The organism is Streptomyces sp. NPDC045021, assembly GCF_056432645.1.
Window position 1 is genome coordinate 63323 of sequence record NZ_JBWKIQ010000019.1, and the last position, 14793, is coordinate 78115.

At 71.3% G+C, this 14793-nt stretch carries 8 protein-coding genes; 7 read left to right on the forward strand and 1 reads right to left on the reverse strand.

Annotated features, from left to right (window positions below):
* Positions 1-137: 137 nt before the first annotated feature.
* The 5 genes from AC07DC_RS37665 to AC07DC_RS37685 all read left to right on the forward strand — a co-directional run bounded on the left by AC07DC_RS37665 (position 138) and on the right by AC07DC_RS37685 (position 10293).
* Positions 138-635 carry a VOC family protein gene (locus tag AC07DC_RS37665; protein WP_478919227.1) on the forward strand — a complete coding sequence of 166 codons (498 nt, stop codon included), beginning with the start codon at positions 138-140 and terminating at the stop codon, positions 633-635.
* A gap of 333 nt (positions 636-968) precedes the next feature.
* The gene (locus tag AC07DC_RS37670; protein WP_478919228.1) at positions 969-1403 is read left to right on the forward strand and encodes a subtilase-type protease inhibitor; all 435 of its coding nucleotides are present in this window, start codon (positions 969-971) and stop codon (positions 1401-1403) included.
* A gap of 360 nt (positions 1404-1763) precedes the next feature.
* Positions 1764-5768, forward strand: coding sequence for a Pls/PosA family non-ribosomal peptide synthetase (locus AC07DC_RS37675; RefSeq protein WP_478919229.1), 4005 nt, complete (start codon positions 1764-1766; stop codon positions 5766-5768).
* A complete protein-coding gene (locus AC07DC_RS37680) occupies positions 5765-7129 on the forward strand; it encodes a M1 family metallopeptidase (RefSeq protein WP_478919230.1) in 1365 nt (454 codons plus the stop codon). Before AC07DC_RS37675 ends, AC07DC_RS37680 begins: the two co-directional genes overlap by 4 nt.
* A 239-nt stretch (positions 7130-7368) precedes the next feature.
* Positions 7369-10293 (forward strand): glycoside hydrolase family 3 C-terminal domain-containing protein, encoded by a 2925-nt coding sequence (locus AC07DC_RS37685; protein ID WP_478919231.1) that lies wholly within the window; start codon positions 7369-7371, stop codon positions 10291-10293.
* A 48-nt stretch (positions 10294-10341) separates the two neighbouring features.
* Here AC07DC_RS37685 and AC07DC_RS37690 read toward each other — a convergent pair whose 3' ends face one another.
* Positions 10342-11418 (reverse strand): M4 family metallopeptidase, encoded by a 1077-nt coding sequence (locus AC07DC_RS37690; protein WP_478919232.1) that lies wholly within the window; start codon positions 11416-11418, stop codon positions 10342-10344.
* Between the two features lie 229 nt (positions 11419-11647).
* On the opposite strand from AC07DC_RS37690, the gene AC07DC_RS37695 reads away from it, so the two are divergent.
* Positions 11648-13021 carry a WS/DGAT/MGAT family O-acyltransferase gene (locus AC07DC_RS37695; RefSeq protein WP_478919293.1) on the forward strand — a complete coding sequence of 458 codons (1374 nt, stop codon included), beginning with the start codon at positions 11648-11650 and terminating at the stop codon, positions 13019-13021.
* Between the two features lie 122 nt (positions 13022-13143).
* Complete coding sequence (locus AC07DC_RS37700; RefSeq protein ID WP_478919233.1) at positions 13144-14769, forward strand: MFS transporter; 1626 nt, start codon at positions 13144-13146, stop codon at positions 14767-14769.
* Positions 14770-14793: the final 24 nt, after the last annotated feature.

Consider the following 14793-nt stretch of genomic DNA (forward strand, 5'->3'; position numbering starts at 1 on the left):
CGGCGCGAGAGGTAGGCTCCGGAGTGCGGTACTTGAACTTTCAAGGCAGATTGCTTGAAGTTTCAACTTGGCGGGCGTACGGTCGAAGGAGTCCCGCCGACCACGGGGCCGACCGATGTCCGACCGGGAGCGCCACCATGCCTGTACGCCGTCTCAACCACGCAGTGCTCTACATCCGCGATGTCGCGCGCGCCGTCGAGTTCTACACCGATGTCTTCGGCTTCAAGATCGATGTGGAGATCCCCGGGCGGGCCGCCTTCCTCAGCGCCCAGGACACCCTCAACGACCATGACCTCGGCCTCTTCGCGATCGGCGCCGACGCCCCGGGCCCCGAGCAGGGCCGGGTCGGCCTGTACCACCTGGCCTGGGAGGTCGGCACGCTCGGCGAGCTCGCCGAGACCGCCGCCAAGCTGACCGAACGCGGCTCGCTGGTCGGCGCGACCAACCACGGGGTGTCGAAGTCCCTGTACGCCAAGGACCCCGACGGCAACGAGTTCGAGATCATGTGGCGGGTGCCGCGTGAGGACTGGCCGGCCGGGGACGAGCCGAAGCTGCGGGCGCTGGATCTCCAGGAGTCGCTCGACCGCTGGGGTCCGGACCTGAAGACCGGCGCCGCCGCGGGCTCGGCCACCTGACCCGTCCCGTCCTGCGCCTCCTGGCGTAGGCGGGCACCTCTTTCGAACGTCGAAAACGGTGGTTTCAGGTCGAGCATGGTGGGCCGGGAAAGTTCAGGGCGCGACGTTCTCCCAGCTCACGGACGTGTCAACTTCCGCGCCACGCGCGAGTGTCCGCATGCTGGACGGTCTTCCCGATGGCTCCGGAGCCACGGCTGAGCTGCCCGTATCGAACAATGAGCCATCGTCCGATCACACACCGCGACCGGAAGTGATCGTTCGAAGTGCACCCGCGAAACGCCTCCGTAATACTCCTGTCCGTTATCCGCAACCAACGGAGAAGGAGTGTTCGGAATGCGATACACCCTAGGTGCGATCGGAGTGGGGGCCGCCCTGGCTCTCAGCTGCGTGGCGGGCACCAGTGGGACCGCCCGAGCCGAATCCGCCCAGCCGCAGAGTTTGTATGCGCCCTCGTCGATGGTGCTGACCATCGGCAAGGGGGAGGATGCAGCGACCGCCACGATTCAGCGGGCCGTACTGCTGCGCTGTCGCCCCACCGCGGGCGGCGACCACCCGGCCCCGCAGGCCGCGTGCACGGAACTCGCCCTCGCGGGTGGGAACTTCGACGCGCTGTTAGCTTCCGACCCCAACCGGATCTGCCCCAAGATCTGGGATCCGGTGGTGGTCACCGCGGACGGAGTGTGGCAGGGGCAGCGGGTCTCGTACACCCACACCTACGCGAACTCCTGTATCAAAGCGGGTGGTACCGGGTCGGTTTTCGCCTTCTGAGCCGGCGGTGAACGCCTGCACCGAGGTGTGTCCCGGCTGTTGTGATACCGGCCACTCGGGTCAAACCCGACAGGCTGTGTTCATCTTGCGCCGGTAACGTGCCCTTCAGCCCCACTGCTGTGGCGCGGATGTCGCGGAGCCCAGAGCGCCCGCGGCCCCGGCGGAAAGCCCGGATCCGGCGCACGCCCGGCCGTTCGGGTGGGCCGGGACAGTCCGTCCCCGGAGCCCGCCCGCGGCCCCCGGCAAGCAGTCCACGTACCTCGGAGGGTAAGACATGCGTCCGTTCCTGGCCGGCACTGATCGGATCGACGCGCGCTGTGCGCCGCCGTCCCTCACACCGGCCGGGAACGGGAGCGCTGCATGACGCTGGCCGAGGCACCCGAGCTGACGCTCGACCCACTGATCGACCCGGCGCAGCTCCTCGCGCCGCCGCGCGCGGTCTTCTCCGGGAAGGGTCCCGCTCCCGAGCGGACCCTGCTCGACATCCTGGCGGAGACCGCCCGCAGACACCCGAACGGCCCAGCCGTCGACGACGGTTCCACGGCGCTGAACTACCGCGCGCTGGTCGCGGAGACCGAGGCGATGCGGCTGCGGCTCGCGGCGGCGGGCATCGGCGCCGGCGACCGGGTCGGCATCCGGGTGCCGTCCGGCACCAACGACCTGTACATCTCGATCCTCGCGGTGCTTGCGGCAGGCGCCGCCTACGTGCCGGTGGACACCGAAGACCCCGACGAACGCGCCGAGTTGGTCTTCTCCGAAGCGGGAGTGAGCGCCGTCGTCGGCGCGCACCGCGAGATCCGCCCCTGCGGTACCCCGCACGGCGTCGTGGGCCGGCGGCCAGCACCCGACGACGACGCCTGGATCATCTTCACCTCGGGCTCGACGGGCAAACCCAAGGGCGTTGCCGTCACCCACCGCAGCGCCGCCGCGTTCGTGGACGCCGAGGCCGGGCTCTTCCTCACCGAGGAGCCCATCGGCCCCGGGGACCGGGTGCTGGCCGGGCTGTCGGTCGCCTTCGACGCCTCCTGCGAGGAGATGTGGCTGGCCTGGCGGTACGGCGCCTGCCTGGTCGCCGCGCCGCGGTCACTGGTCCGTACCGGGCTCGACCTGGGCCCGTGGCTGGTCGAGCAGCGCATCACCGTCGTGTCGACGGTCCCAACCCTGGCGGCGCTGTGGCCGTCGGAAGCGCTCGACGACGTCCGGCTGCTGATCTTCGGCGGCGAGGCCTGCCCGCCCGAACTCGCCGAGCGGATGGCCGTCGAGGGCCGCGAGGTGTGGAACACCTACGGTCCGACCGAGGCCACCGTCGTCGCCTGCGCCGCCCAGCTCACCGGCGAGGGCCCGGTCAGGATCGGGCTGCCGCTCGACGGCTGGGACCTGGCGGTCGTGGACGCGCGGGGCGACATCGTGCCCATGGGCGAGGTCGGCGAGCTCGTCATCGGCGGGGTCGGGCTGGCCCGCTACCTCGACGCGGACAAGGACGCCGAGAAGTACGCACCGCTGCCCTCGCTGGGCTGGTCGCGCGCCTACCGCAGCGGTGACCTGGTCCGCGCCGACGCCGAAGGGCTGCTCTTCGTCGGCAGGGCGGACGAGCAGATCAAACTGGGCGGCCGCCGGATCGAACTCGGCGAGGTCGACGCGGCGCTGCAGGCGCTGCCGAACGTCGCGGGCGCCGCGGCCGCCGTCCGCACCACCCGGGGCGGCAACCAGATCCTCGTCGGCTACGTGGTGAGCGCGGAGAAGGACGGCGGCGAGCAGAGCGGTGCAACCGCGCTCGACGAACCGCGCGACGAGGCCGAAGTGGCCGCCGGCAGTGGCGCGTTCGACCCCGTCGACGCGCTGCGCCGGCTGCGCGAGGCGTTGCCGGCCTCCCTCGTGCCGCTCATCGCGGTGGTCGACACCCTGCCCACCCGCACCTCGGGCAAGGTCGACCGGGCCGCGCTGCCGTGGCCGCTGCCCTCGGTCGACACCTCCGGGCAGGAGAGCCCGCTGGAAGGCACCGAGGCCTGGCTCGCCGAGCAGTGGGCGGAGATCCTGGGCACCTCCGTCGGCACCGCCGACGCCGAGTTCTTCGCCATCGGCGGCAGCAGCCTCGGCGCCGCCCGCCTGGTCGCCCTCATCCGCGCGCGCTTCCCGAACGTCTCCGTCAGCGACATCTACCAGAATCCGGCGCTGGGCGCGCTGGCCCACGTCCTGGACGCGTCGGACGCCCGCGAGAGCGCCGTGCGGACCGTACGGCCCACCCCGCGGCGCGCCGCCGCCGCGCAACTGGCGCTGATGCTCCCGCTGCTGACGATCGCCGGGCTGCGCTGGGCCGTGGGGGTCGCGGCACTGAACAACGTGCTCGGCCGGTACGGGGACTTCCCGTGGGCGCCCGCCGTGTCCTGGTGGTGGGTGGCGCTGGGCTGGCTGCTCTGCGTCAGCTCCGCCGGCCGGGTCGCCGTCGCGGCCGGCGGCGCACGGCTGCTGCTGCGCGGTGTCCGGCCCGGCACCTATCCGCGCGGTGGCAGCGTCCACCTGCGGCTGTGGACCGCGGAACGCCTCGCCGAACGTGTCGGTGCGAACCGGCTGACCGGCACCTGGATCACCCACTACGCCCGCGCGCTCGGCGCGCGGATCGGTGCGGACGCCGATCTGCACTCGCTGCCGCCCGTCACCGGAATGCTGCGGCTCGGCAAGGGCTGCGCCGTCGAGCCGGAAGTGGACCTGTCGGGCCACTGGCTCGACGGCGACCTGCTGCACATCGGCAAGATCCGGATCGGCGCGGGGGCAACGGTCGGCGCGCGCAGCACCCTGTTCCCCGGCGCCCGCGTCGGCAAGCGCGCCGAGATCGCGCCGGGCTCCGGCGTGACCGGCGCGGTGCCGGCCGGTCAGCGCTGGTCGGGCGTTCCGGCGGCCCGCTCCGGCAAGGCCGCCCACCGCTGGCCGGGCAGCCGCCCGCCGCGCACCCGGGGCTGGTCGCTGGTCTACGGGCTGACCTCCACCGCGCTGGGTCTGCTGCCCGCGCTGGCCGCCCTTCCCGGGCTGCTGACGCTGCTGCTGATCGTCCGCGGCGAGTCCGCGCCCGGTGCCGTGCTCGGCGCCGCTCTGATCGCCGTACCGGCGGCCACCGTGGTCTCCCTGGTCACCTACGCGCTGCTCGTCCTGGTCCTGGTCCGGGCGCTGGGCACCGGACTGCGCGAGGGGTACCACGCCGTGCACAGCGCCGTCGCCTGGCGGGCCTGGGCGACCGAGCGGCTGATGAACACCGCGCGCGTCGTGCTCTTCCCGCTGTACGCGAGCCTGTTCACCCCGGTGTGGCTGCGCGCCCTGGGCATGAAGGTCGGGCGACGCGTCGAGGCGTCGACCGTCCTGGCGCTGCCCGCGATGACCACGGTCGGCGACGGCGCGTTCCTCGCCGACGACACGATGGTCGCCACGTACGAGCTGGGCGGCGGGTGGATGCGCATCGCCGCCGCCCGGGTCGGCAAGCGGGCGTTCCTGGGCAACTCCGGGATGACCGCGCCCGGCCGCTCGGTACCGAAGAACGGTCTGGTCGGTGTGTTGTCCTCGACGCCGAAGGGCGCCAAGGCGGGCAGTTCCTGGCTGGGCATGCCGCCGATGAAGCTGCCCCGGGCCACCGAGGCCGGCGACCAGAGCCGCACCTACGATCCGCCCCGCTCCCTGATGGTGGCCCGCGCCGCCGTCGAACTGTGCCGGGTCGTGCCGGTCATGTGCACCGTCGCCCTCGCGGTCCTGGTCGTGGGCGCGTTCGAGGCCCTGGCCAGTACGGCGGGACTCGCCGTCGCGGCCCTGTGCGGCGGCCTGCTGATGGCGGCCGCCGGTCTGCTGGCGTGCGGCGTCGCCGCCGCGGCCAAATGGGCACTGGTCGGCAGGTTCCGGACGGTCGAGCATCCGCTGTGGAGCTCGTTCGTGTGGCGCAACGAGCTCGCGGACACCTTCGTCGAGGTGCTCGCCGTGCCGTGGCTGGTGGGCTCGGTCCCCGGCACCCCGCTGATGAACCTGTGGCTGCGGTCGCTCGGCGCGCGGATCGGACGCGGCGCCTGGTGCGAGACGTACTGGCTGCCGGAGGCCGACCTCGTGCGGGTCGGCGCCGGGGCCACCGTCAACCGGGGCTGCGTGGTGCAGACCCATCTCTTCCACGACCGGATCATGCGCATGGACACGGTGACGCTGGGGGATGGTTCAACCCTGGGGCCGCATGGCATCGTGCTCCCCGGCGCGACCGTCGGGCCGCGCACCACCATCGGTCCGGCCTCGCTCGTCATGCGGGGCGAGTCGGTGCCCGAGGGCACCCGCTGGCTCGGCAATCCGATCGCCGCCTGGCACACCGACCGGCACGCAGAGGGGACCCGCGGTCAGTGAACAAGGCACAGGGGGGCGGCCGTGCGGCCGCCCCCGCCAGGCCCGGGACGGCCGTCTCCACCGACTCGTACCTGCCCGAGCACGGCAACGGCGGCTACCGCACGCTGCGCTACGACCTGGACCTGGACTTCCGGCCCAGCGCCGACCGGCTGTCCGGCCGGGCACGGATCTCCGCGGTCACCGATCACGCCCTCTCCGAGTTCAGCCTCGACCTCGGAGCGTTCCGTATCGACCGGGTCCTGGTCGACGGCAAGCGGCCCGCCCGCTACACCCACCGCGCCGGGAAGCTGCGGGTCCGCCCGGCCCGTGAACTGCCCGCGGGGACGGCCTTCACCGTCGAGGTGCGCTACGTCGGCACCCCCCGGCCGGTCCGCAGCCGCTACTGGGGCGATCTGGGCTGGGAACCCCTGGAGTACGGCGCGCTGGTGGCCAGCCAACCGATCGGCGCGCCCTCCTGGTTCCCCTGCAACGACCACCCCTCCGACAAGGCCGTCTACCGCATCGCGGTGACCGCGCCGTCGGTGTGCACGGTGCTCGCCAACGGCACCCTGGAGTCGTGCACCATCGGCGGTTCCACCACGACCTGGGTCTACGAGCAGCGGGCGCCGATGGCCAGCTATCTCGCCAGCGTCCAGATCGGCCCCTACGAACTCGTCGAACACCTCGGCGGACCGGTCACGCAACCGGCGGCCGTCCCGCCCGCGCTGATCGCCGCGTTCACCCACGACTTCGGCCGCCAGCCGCTGATGATGGAGGTCTTCCAGGACCTCTTCGGCCCGTACCCCTTCGACGACTATGCGGTGGTCGTGGTCGACGAGGAGCTGGAGGTGCCGGTCGAGGCGCAGGCCCTGTCGGTCTTCGGCGCCAACCACATCGACGGGCGGCGCGGCTTCGAACGTCTGGTCGCCCACGAGCTGGCCCACCAGTGGTTCGGCAACAGCCTCACCCTCGCCGACTGGCGCCACATCTGGCTGAACGAGGGCTTCGCCTGCTACGCCGAATGGCTCTGGTCGGAGGCCGCGGGCGGCGCCCCCGCCACCGTCCTGGCCGCCCGGGCGCACACCCGGCTCGCCGGGCTGCCGCAGGATCTGCGCGTCGCCGACCCGGGCGTACGGCGGATGTTCGACGACCGCATCTACAAGCGCGGCGCGCTCACGCTGCACGCGCTGCGTACGGTCATGGGTGACACGGCCTTCTTCGCGCTGCTGCGCACCTGGACGTCGCAGCACCGGCACCGCACCGTCACCACCGAGCAGTTCACCGCCCTCGCGCAGCAGTACACCCCGCGTCCGCTGGAGGCGCTGTTCACCGCGTGGCTGCGCGAGCCCCATCTCCCGGAGCTGCCGCGGGCCGGCGACTGAGCGACTGAGCCACTGAGCCACCGGGCATCCGCGATTCGGCATCCGCCATCCGGCATTCCGACACACCCGGGACGGCCCTTAATACCGGGATGTGTCATACAAGCTACATAGGCTCGGCGTCGCAATATGGGCTAAATCGGTCAATTCCCATCACTGTCCAGGCCTTGCAGGCCAAGAAGTGAAGGGCCGTCACCGATTCGCCCTCTCACAGCTTCGGTGATCACCGATGAGGAGACGCCATGTCCGGCAGTCCCCGGTTCTCCGTACGGCGTGGCGCTCCCCGCCGCGGAAACCCTCCCCGAACCCGCCGAGGACGCCCGCGGACCCTCGTCGTCCTGCTCGCGGCGGCCCTGTCGGCGAGTGTGACGCCCGCGATGGCCGGTTCGGCCGCACAGGCCGCACCCGGCGACTCCGTCCCCTGCGGCATCACGACAGCGGCACTGAACCGGCCCGCCACCGCCTCGTCCACCGAGAAGGCCGGCACCCCGGCCGAGGCGGCGTTCGACGGCAACGCCGGCACCCGCTGGTCCAGCACCGCCTCCGACCCGCAGTGGCTGCAGGTCGACCTCGGCTCCAGCCGGCCGGTCTGCGGCGTCCAACTGGCCTGGGAGAACGCGTACGCGAGGGCGTACCAGGTCCAGATCTCCGACGACGCCAGCAACTGGACGACCGTCTACTCCACCACCGCCGGCGCCGGCGGTATCGAGACGCTGGCGCTGCACGGTACCGGCCGCTACGTGCGGCTGGCCGGCATCCAGCGGGCCACCGCATGGGGCTACTCGCTCTGGGAGTTCACCGTCCTCACCCCCGGCGGCACCGGCGGGCCGCCCGGCGGCGGCGACGGCAGCTGCCCCTGGGTGGGCTCCGGCGCGCCCGTGGCCGACCGCGTCACGCAGCTCCTGGCGCAGATGACGCAGGCCCAGCGGATCCAGATGGTGCACGGCACCGGCAACACCTCGCCGTACATCGGCAACCTCGCCGCGATCCCGTCGCTGTGCATTCCCTCGGTGGGCTTCCACGACGGCCCCGGCGGGGTGGGTGACGGCTTCGCCGGCGTGACCCAGCTGCCCGCGCCCGTGTCGTCCGCAGCCACCTGGGACACCGCTCTGCAGCGCCAGTACGGCGCAGTGGCCGGGAACGAGTTCGCGGGCAAGGGCGCCGACGTGGCTCTCGGGCCGACACTCAACATCGTGCGCGATCCGCGCTGGGGCCGGGCCTTCGAGACCTACAGCGAGGACCCGTACCTGTCCGGGGAGATGGCCGTCGCCAACATCCGGGGCATCCAGAGCCAGGGCGTCATGGCGCAGGCCAAGCATGTGGCGGTCTACAACCAGGAGACCAACCGCAACGGGCCGAAGGACAACGCGGTCGTCGACACCCGCGCCCTGCAGGAGATCTACCTGCCCGGGTTCCAGACCGCGGTCAGCAGGGGCGCGGCGGCCTCGGTGATGTGCGGCTACAGCACCGTCAACGGCGCCTACGACTGCCAGCACCCGTACCTGCTGAACACCGCGCTCTACCAGCAAGCGGACTTCGGCGGCTTCGTCACCAGCGACTGGGGCGCCGCGCACTCCACCGTGGAGTCCGCGAACAGCGGCATGACGATGGAGATGCCCGGCGGGTACTTCTACTCCAACTACCTCGCCCAGGCGCTCGCCAACGGCCAGGTCACCCAGGCCACCCTGGACACCATGGTGAGCCGGGTGCTCACCCAGATGTTCGCCTTCGGCCTCTTCGACCGGAAGCACACCGGGTCGACGGCGGCCGTGGTGACCTCCGCCGCCCACCAGGCGACCGCCCGTCAGATCGCCGAGCAGGGCAGCGTCCTGCTGAAGAACACCGGCGTGCTGCCCCTGTCGACGGCGACCACGCACTCGATCGCGCTGCTCGGTCCCGACGCCGGCGCCGGGGTGCGCAGCGTGGGCGGCGGCAGCGCCGTCGTCACCAGCTCCGGCACCGTCTCGCCGCTTGCCGGCATCCAGAACCGGATCGCGGGCACCGGCACCACCGTCCAGTACGCCGACGGTACGGACATCGCGGCCGCGGTCGCGCTGGCCCGTGCCTCCGACGTGGCGGTCGTCTGCGTCGGGTACGGGGAGAAGGAGGGCACCGACCTGGCCGGGATCGGTCTGTCGGCCCAGCAGAACCAGCTGGTGGCGGAGGTCGCCGCCGCCAACCCGAGAACTGTCGTGGTCCTCGACACCGGGTCCGCGGTCACCATGCCGTGGCTGGGCCAGGTGCAGGCCGTACTGGAGGAGTGGTACGCCGGGCAGGAGGTCGGCAACGCCGTCGCCCGGCTGCTGTTCGGCGACGCCAACCCGTCGGGCAAGCTGCCCGTCACCTTCCCGGCGAGCCTGGCCGACGTGCCCGCGCACACCGCCGCCCAGTGGCCGGGCATCGACGGCACGGTGCGGTACTCCGAGGGTCTGAAGGTCGGCTACCGGTGGTACGACGCCGGCGATGTCGCCCCGCTCTTCCCGTTCGGATTCGGCCTGTCGTACACGACGTTCGCCTTCTCCGGTCTCCAGGTCGGCACACCGGACGCGAGCGGCAACACCACCGTCTCCGCGACCGTCACCAACACCGGCAGCCGCGCCGGGGCGGAGATCGCCCAGCTCTACGTCGGCGCTCCCGCCGCGACAGGTGAACCGGTCCGGCAGCTCAAGGGGTTCCAGCGGGTCGAACTGCAGCCGGGGAAGAGCCGCCGGGTGCGGTTCACCGTCACCGCACACGATCTGGCGCACTGGTCGGACACCTCGGCCGGCTGGACGACCACAGCGGGCGAGTACCGGATCCTGGTCGGCGACTCGTCCCGCAACCTGCCGCTGACCGGAACCCTGACGGTCGGCACGCCGCTTTCGGCCAGGACCGTGACCAGCACGGTCACCAGTACCGGCAGCGTCACCGTGGTCAACCCGCACGGCATGAGCAGCCGGGCCGGCGTCGCGGCGGCGTTGCGGATCGGGGCCCGCACCACCGGCTCCACCGGGTCCGGCCCGGTGTTCACCGCGACCGGGCTGCCCGCGGGGCTGTCGATCAGCCCGGACGGAATGATCTCCGGTACCGCGACAACCCCGGGCACCAGCACGGTCTCCGTCACCGCGACCGGCCCCACCGGAGCGACCGACACGGCCGGCTTCGTGTGGACCGTCAGCCGGTCCTGACCCCACCGACGTGACCGGTCCGCGTCGTGCCGCCGTGCTGTCGCGGTGTCACGCGCGACCGGTCACGTTGACGCCGGTCCACGCGGCGGCGACCGCCGCGTACTGGGTACTGGTCGCCCCGTACAGATCACGCGCCGCGCTGAGCGTCGCGGTCCGCGCCGAGTGGTAGTTGGCGGTGGACGTCAGATACACGGTCAGCGCCCGGTACCAGATCGCCGCCGCACTGCTCTGCCCGATCCCGGTCAGCACCGAGCCGTTGACGGTCGGGCTGTTGTAGGCGATCCCGTTGATGACGCGGGGGCCGCTGCCCTCCGCGAGCAGGACGAAGAAGTGGTTGGCGATCCCCGAGGCCAGGTGTGGGTCGAGGTTCGGGACCGACGTCGACCAGTAGTCGGGCGAGACGCCGTCCCTGGAGGGCCGGTCCATGTAGCGCAGCGGGGTGCCGTTCCCGTTGAGGTCGGCCTTCTCGCCGATGAGGTAGTCGGGCACGTCGGCCGGGATGTTCGCGGAGAACTCCACCATGGTGGCGAAGATGTCGGAGGTGCCCTCGTTGAGAGCGCCCGACTCGCCGCTGTAGCCGAGCCCGGCGGTGGCGGAGGTGATGCCGTGGGTGATCTCGTGCGCGCCGATGTCGATGGTGGTCAACGGGTGGACGTTGTCCGATCCGTCGCCGTAGGAGACACAGCCGCAGGCGTCGCTCCAGAAGACGTTGGCGTAGTGGTTGCCGTAGTGGACGACGCTGCGGACACCCTTGCCGTCGTTCCTGACACCGAGTCGATTGAACGTGTACTTGAAGTAGTCCCACACGGAGACGGCGGCGAACTGGGCGTCGACACCCGCCGACTGGAGGTTGGTGGGCAGCCCGTTGCCCCAGACGTTGTCCGCGTCGGTGAGGAAGGCGTTGGTACGGCCGTCGACGGTCGCGGTGTTGCCGCGCGTCGGGTCCTGGAGCAGATACGCCGAGGTCGACTTCGTGGTGGTCAGCGGGACCTTGCCGTCATGGACGCCGTAGCCGGTGCCGGGGGCGGGGGAGTCGGCGGCGGCCGTCCCGGTGCCCAGGCCCATGACCGACGCCAGCAGCGCCGCGGCCGTGAGAACGGCCCCGGCGGTGAGTCTCCGTCGCATCTGACTGCCTTCCTGTCGCCGGCGCGGTGGCGCCTCGCTGATGGGGCGCCGGGTGGGCGCCGGGACGAAGCATGACGGCGCGGACGGCATTCTTGGCAGGGGCCCGTCAAGAAATGGCGTGCCTTCGCCGGTCAGGAGGCCGGATCCCTTTCCTCGAAGGCCGGTATCCGATGCCAGGCGCCCTGGACGGGGCCGGATGCTCCCCTCTACGGTTGCGTCCGTGGACCGGATGAGCGCCTTGGATGCGGGTTTCTACTTCATCGAGGACGAGAACGTGCCGATGCACGTGGGATCGGTCCTGGTGTTCGAGGGGCCGGTGCCGTCGTACGGCGATGTCATCAGACTGCTGGTGTCCAAGCTCCCCGACGTGCCCCGGTACCGGCAGCGGGTCAAGAGCCTGCCGATGCATCTGGGCCGTCCCGTCTGGGTCGACGACGAGCACTTCCAGATCCTCTACCACGTGCGCCACACCGCGGTTCCCGCACCGGGCGGCGACGACCAGCTGCGCAACCTGGCCGGCCGGCTCTTCGCCCAGCGCCTGGACCTCACCAAGCCGCTGTGGGAGATCTGGCTGGTGGAAGGGTTGGAGGGCGGCCGCTGGGCGCTCATCTCCAAGGTGCACCACTGCATGATCGACGGCATAGCCGGCACCGACATGATGCAGCTGGTCCTGGACTGGCGTAAGGACAGCACGCTGTCCGAGCCGCGGCCCTGGACGCCGGAACCGAGCCCGTCCACGCTCGACCTCGTCGCCGACGGAGTGCGCGACGCGGTGCTGACCCCGCTGGAACACCTGGCCGCCGTACCCGCGCTCGCCCGGCGGCTGCGCAGCGGTTCCGAACTGCTGGGCATCGGCCGCGCCCTGGCCGGCAGCCTGCCGAACACCGCCCGCCGGCTCACCACCCGCGCGGCCGGCTCCCTCAACGGGTCCCTCGGTCCGCACCGCCGCTGGGTCTGGGCGAAGGCGGACCTGACGGAGACCAAACAGATCCGCAAGGTGACCGGCGGAACGGTCAACGACGTCATCCTCGCCGCTGTCACCCGCGGATTCCGCGATCTGCTGGAGAGCCGGGGTGAGCTCGCCGAGGGCATGGTGGTCCGCACGATGGTGCCGGTCTCCGTACGCTCGCGGGACCAGCGCAACAAGCTGGACAACCGGGTGAGCGCCGTCCTGCTGAACCTGCCGGTCAGCGAGCCGGATCCGCAGGTCCGGCTGGCCGCGGTGCGCGAGCAGATGGACGACCTCAAGAGCAGCCGCCAGGCGGCCGGCGCGGACGCCATCACCGGCATGGCGAACTTCGCGGCGCCCACCCTGCTCGCGCTGGGCTCGCGCACCGCCATGCGGTTCCCGCAGCAGTTCCTGCAGACGGTCACCACCAACGTGCCGGGCCCGCGCGTGCCGCTGTACATGCTGGGCAGGCGGCTGGCCGAGATCTACCCGTACGTGCCGATCGCCAGCACCATGCGGATCAGCGTCGGGATCTTCTCCTACCTCGGTCAGATCACCTTCGGCATCAATGCCGACTTCGACGGCGTACCCGACGTCCAGGTGCTCGCTGACGGCATTCGCGCGGGCTTCGACGAGCTCCTCGAGCTGACCTGACACGCGCTCCGCCGGGGCCCCGGTGATCGATTGGCGAGGCCGTGCGGCCAGGCTTAGCCTCGAAGGAGTGACCGATTCGGTTCACTTCTGACCTGAGGCGCAAGCGATCCGCAGGCAATCCCATGACGGGCTCTCAGTCGACAACCTCGGAGCCTGCCGCATCCCCGGAGCGGGGCCGCGGCAGCACTGTCGCACTCCTCGTCATCGCCTCGTGCCAGCTGATGGTGGTACTCGACATCACCATCGTGAACATCGCTCTTCCGCACATCCAGACCTCCCTCGGCTTCTCGACCGAGAATCTGTCCTGGGTGGTAAACGCCTACACGCTGACCTTCGGCGGGCTGCTGCTGCTCGGCGGCCGGCTGGGTGACATTCTCGGCCGTCGCAGGGTCTTCATCTTCGGTCTCCTGCTCTTCGTGTTCGCCTCGCTGCTCGGCGGACTCTCCCAGGAATCCTGGCAGTTGCTCGCGGCTCGCTCGCTGCAGGGCGTCGGTGGCGCCATCGCGTCCCCCACCGCCCTCGCGCTGATCACCACGACCTTCCGCGAAGGACCCGAGCGGAACAGGGCGTTCGGTGTGTTCGCCGCCGTCTCGGCGGGCGGCAGCGCGATCGGGCTGCTCGCGGGCGGGGTGCTGGTGCAGTGGCTCGACTGGCGCTGGGTCTTCTTCGTGAACGTGCCCATCGGCCTGCTGATCGTGCTCGCGACGCCGCGTTACATCCGCGAGTCCGAGCGCCACCCCGGCCACTTCGACGTCGTCGGCGCGCTCACCTCCACGCTCGGCATGGTGCTGCTCGTCTACGGCTTCATCCGTGCCTCGAAGGACGGCTGGAGCGACAGCGTGACCATCGCGGCCTTCACGGCGGCCGTGGTGCTCCTCTTCACGTTCATCACCATCGAGCGCCGGTCGAAGCAGCCCATCACTCCGCTGTGGATGTTCCGTGACCGCAATCGCGCCGGCGTCTACGGCATGATGCTGAGCCTGGCCGCGGCGATATTCGGGATGTTCTTCTTCCTGACACTCTTCGTCCAGGACATCCTGAACTTCAGTCCGCTGCGTGCCGGTCTCGCGTTCCTGCCGGTGAGCGCCATCGTCGCGGTCGCCGCGGGGTTCGCCTCGCAACTGCTGCCCAGGTGGGGACCCAAGCCCTTCATGGTGACAGGTGCGCTGCTGGCCGTGGTGGGGCTCGGCTGGCTGACGCAGGTCGATGCCGACAGCTCGTACGCGGCGAACATTCTCGGCCCCATTCTGGTCTTCGGCACCGGCATGGGTCTGCAGTTCGTGTCACTGACGCTGATGGCGGTGTCGGGCGTCGAGCCGAAGGAGACGGGCGCGGCCTCCGGGATCCTCAACGCCACCCAGCAGGTGGGCGGGTCGCTCGGCCTGTCCGTCCTGGTCACCGTCTTCGGTACGGCCAGCCGCAACGAGGCCACCCACCAGGTCCCCCAGTTCCTGGCGCAGGCGACCCCGGCCCAGCAGTCGGAGTTCCGCAGAACCGGGCAGCTTCCGGCATCCTGGGGCGATCAGGTGCTGGCATCGGGCATTTCGACCGCGTTCGTCGCCTCAGCCGTCTTCGCCGTCGTCGGCGCGCTCATTGCGCTGCTGGTCATCCAGGTACGCCCCTCCGACCTGGCACGTCTCCAAGGTGACGGAGCTGCTCCGCTCGGGCCGGCCGTGGTGGGCGAGACGGCTTCGGAGGCATCGCCGCGAGCGTCGGACACGCGCGATGTTCCGCCGCCGCCCGGCTGAGCGCCGGGTCCGTGCACTCCGACC

Excerpts from the sequence above, each read along its gene's own strand:
- AC07DC_RS37700 (WP_478919233.1), top strand. The coding sequence starts at position 13,144 with ATGACGGGCTCTCAGTCGACAACCTCGGAGCCTGCCGCATCCCCGGAG.
- AC07DC_RS37670 (WP_478919228.1), top strand. The coding sequence starts at position 969 with ATGCGATACACCCTAGGTGCGATCGGAGTGGGGGCCGCCCTGGCTCTC.
- AC07DC_RS37695 (WP_478919293.1), top strand. The coding sequence starts at position 11,648 with ATGAGCGCCTTGGATGCGGGTTTCTACTTCATCGAGGACGAGAACGTG.
- AC07DC_RS37675 (WP_478919229.1), top strand. The coding sequence starts at position 1,764 with ATGACGCTGGCCGAGGCACCCGAGCTGACGCTCGACCCACTGATCGAC.
- AC07DC_RS37690 (WP_478919232.1), bottom strand. The coding sequence starts at position 11,418 with ATGCGACGGAGACTCACCGCCGGGGCCGTTCTCACGGCCGCGGCGCTG.
- AC07DC_RS37685 (WP_478919231.1), top strand. The coding sequence starts at position 7,369 with ATGTCCGGCAGTCCCCGGTTCTCCGTACGGCGTGGCGCTCCCCGCCGC.
- AC07DC_RS37665 (WP_478919227.1), top strand. The coding sequence starts at position 138 with ATGCCTGTACGCCGTCTCAACCACGCAGTGCTCTACATCCGCGATGTC.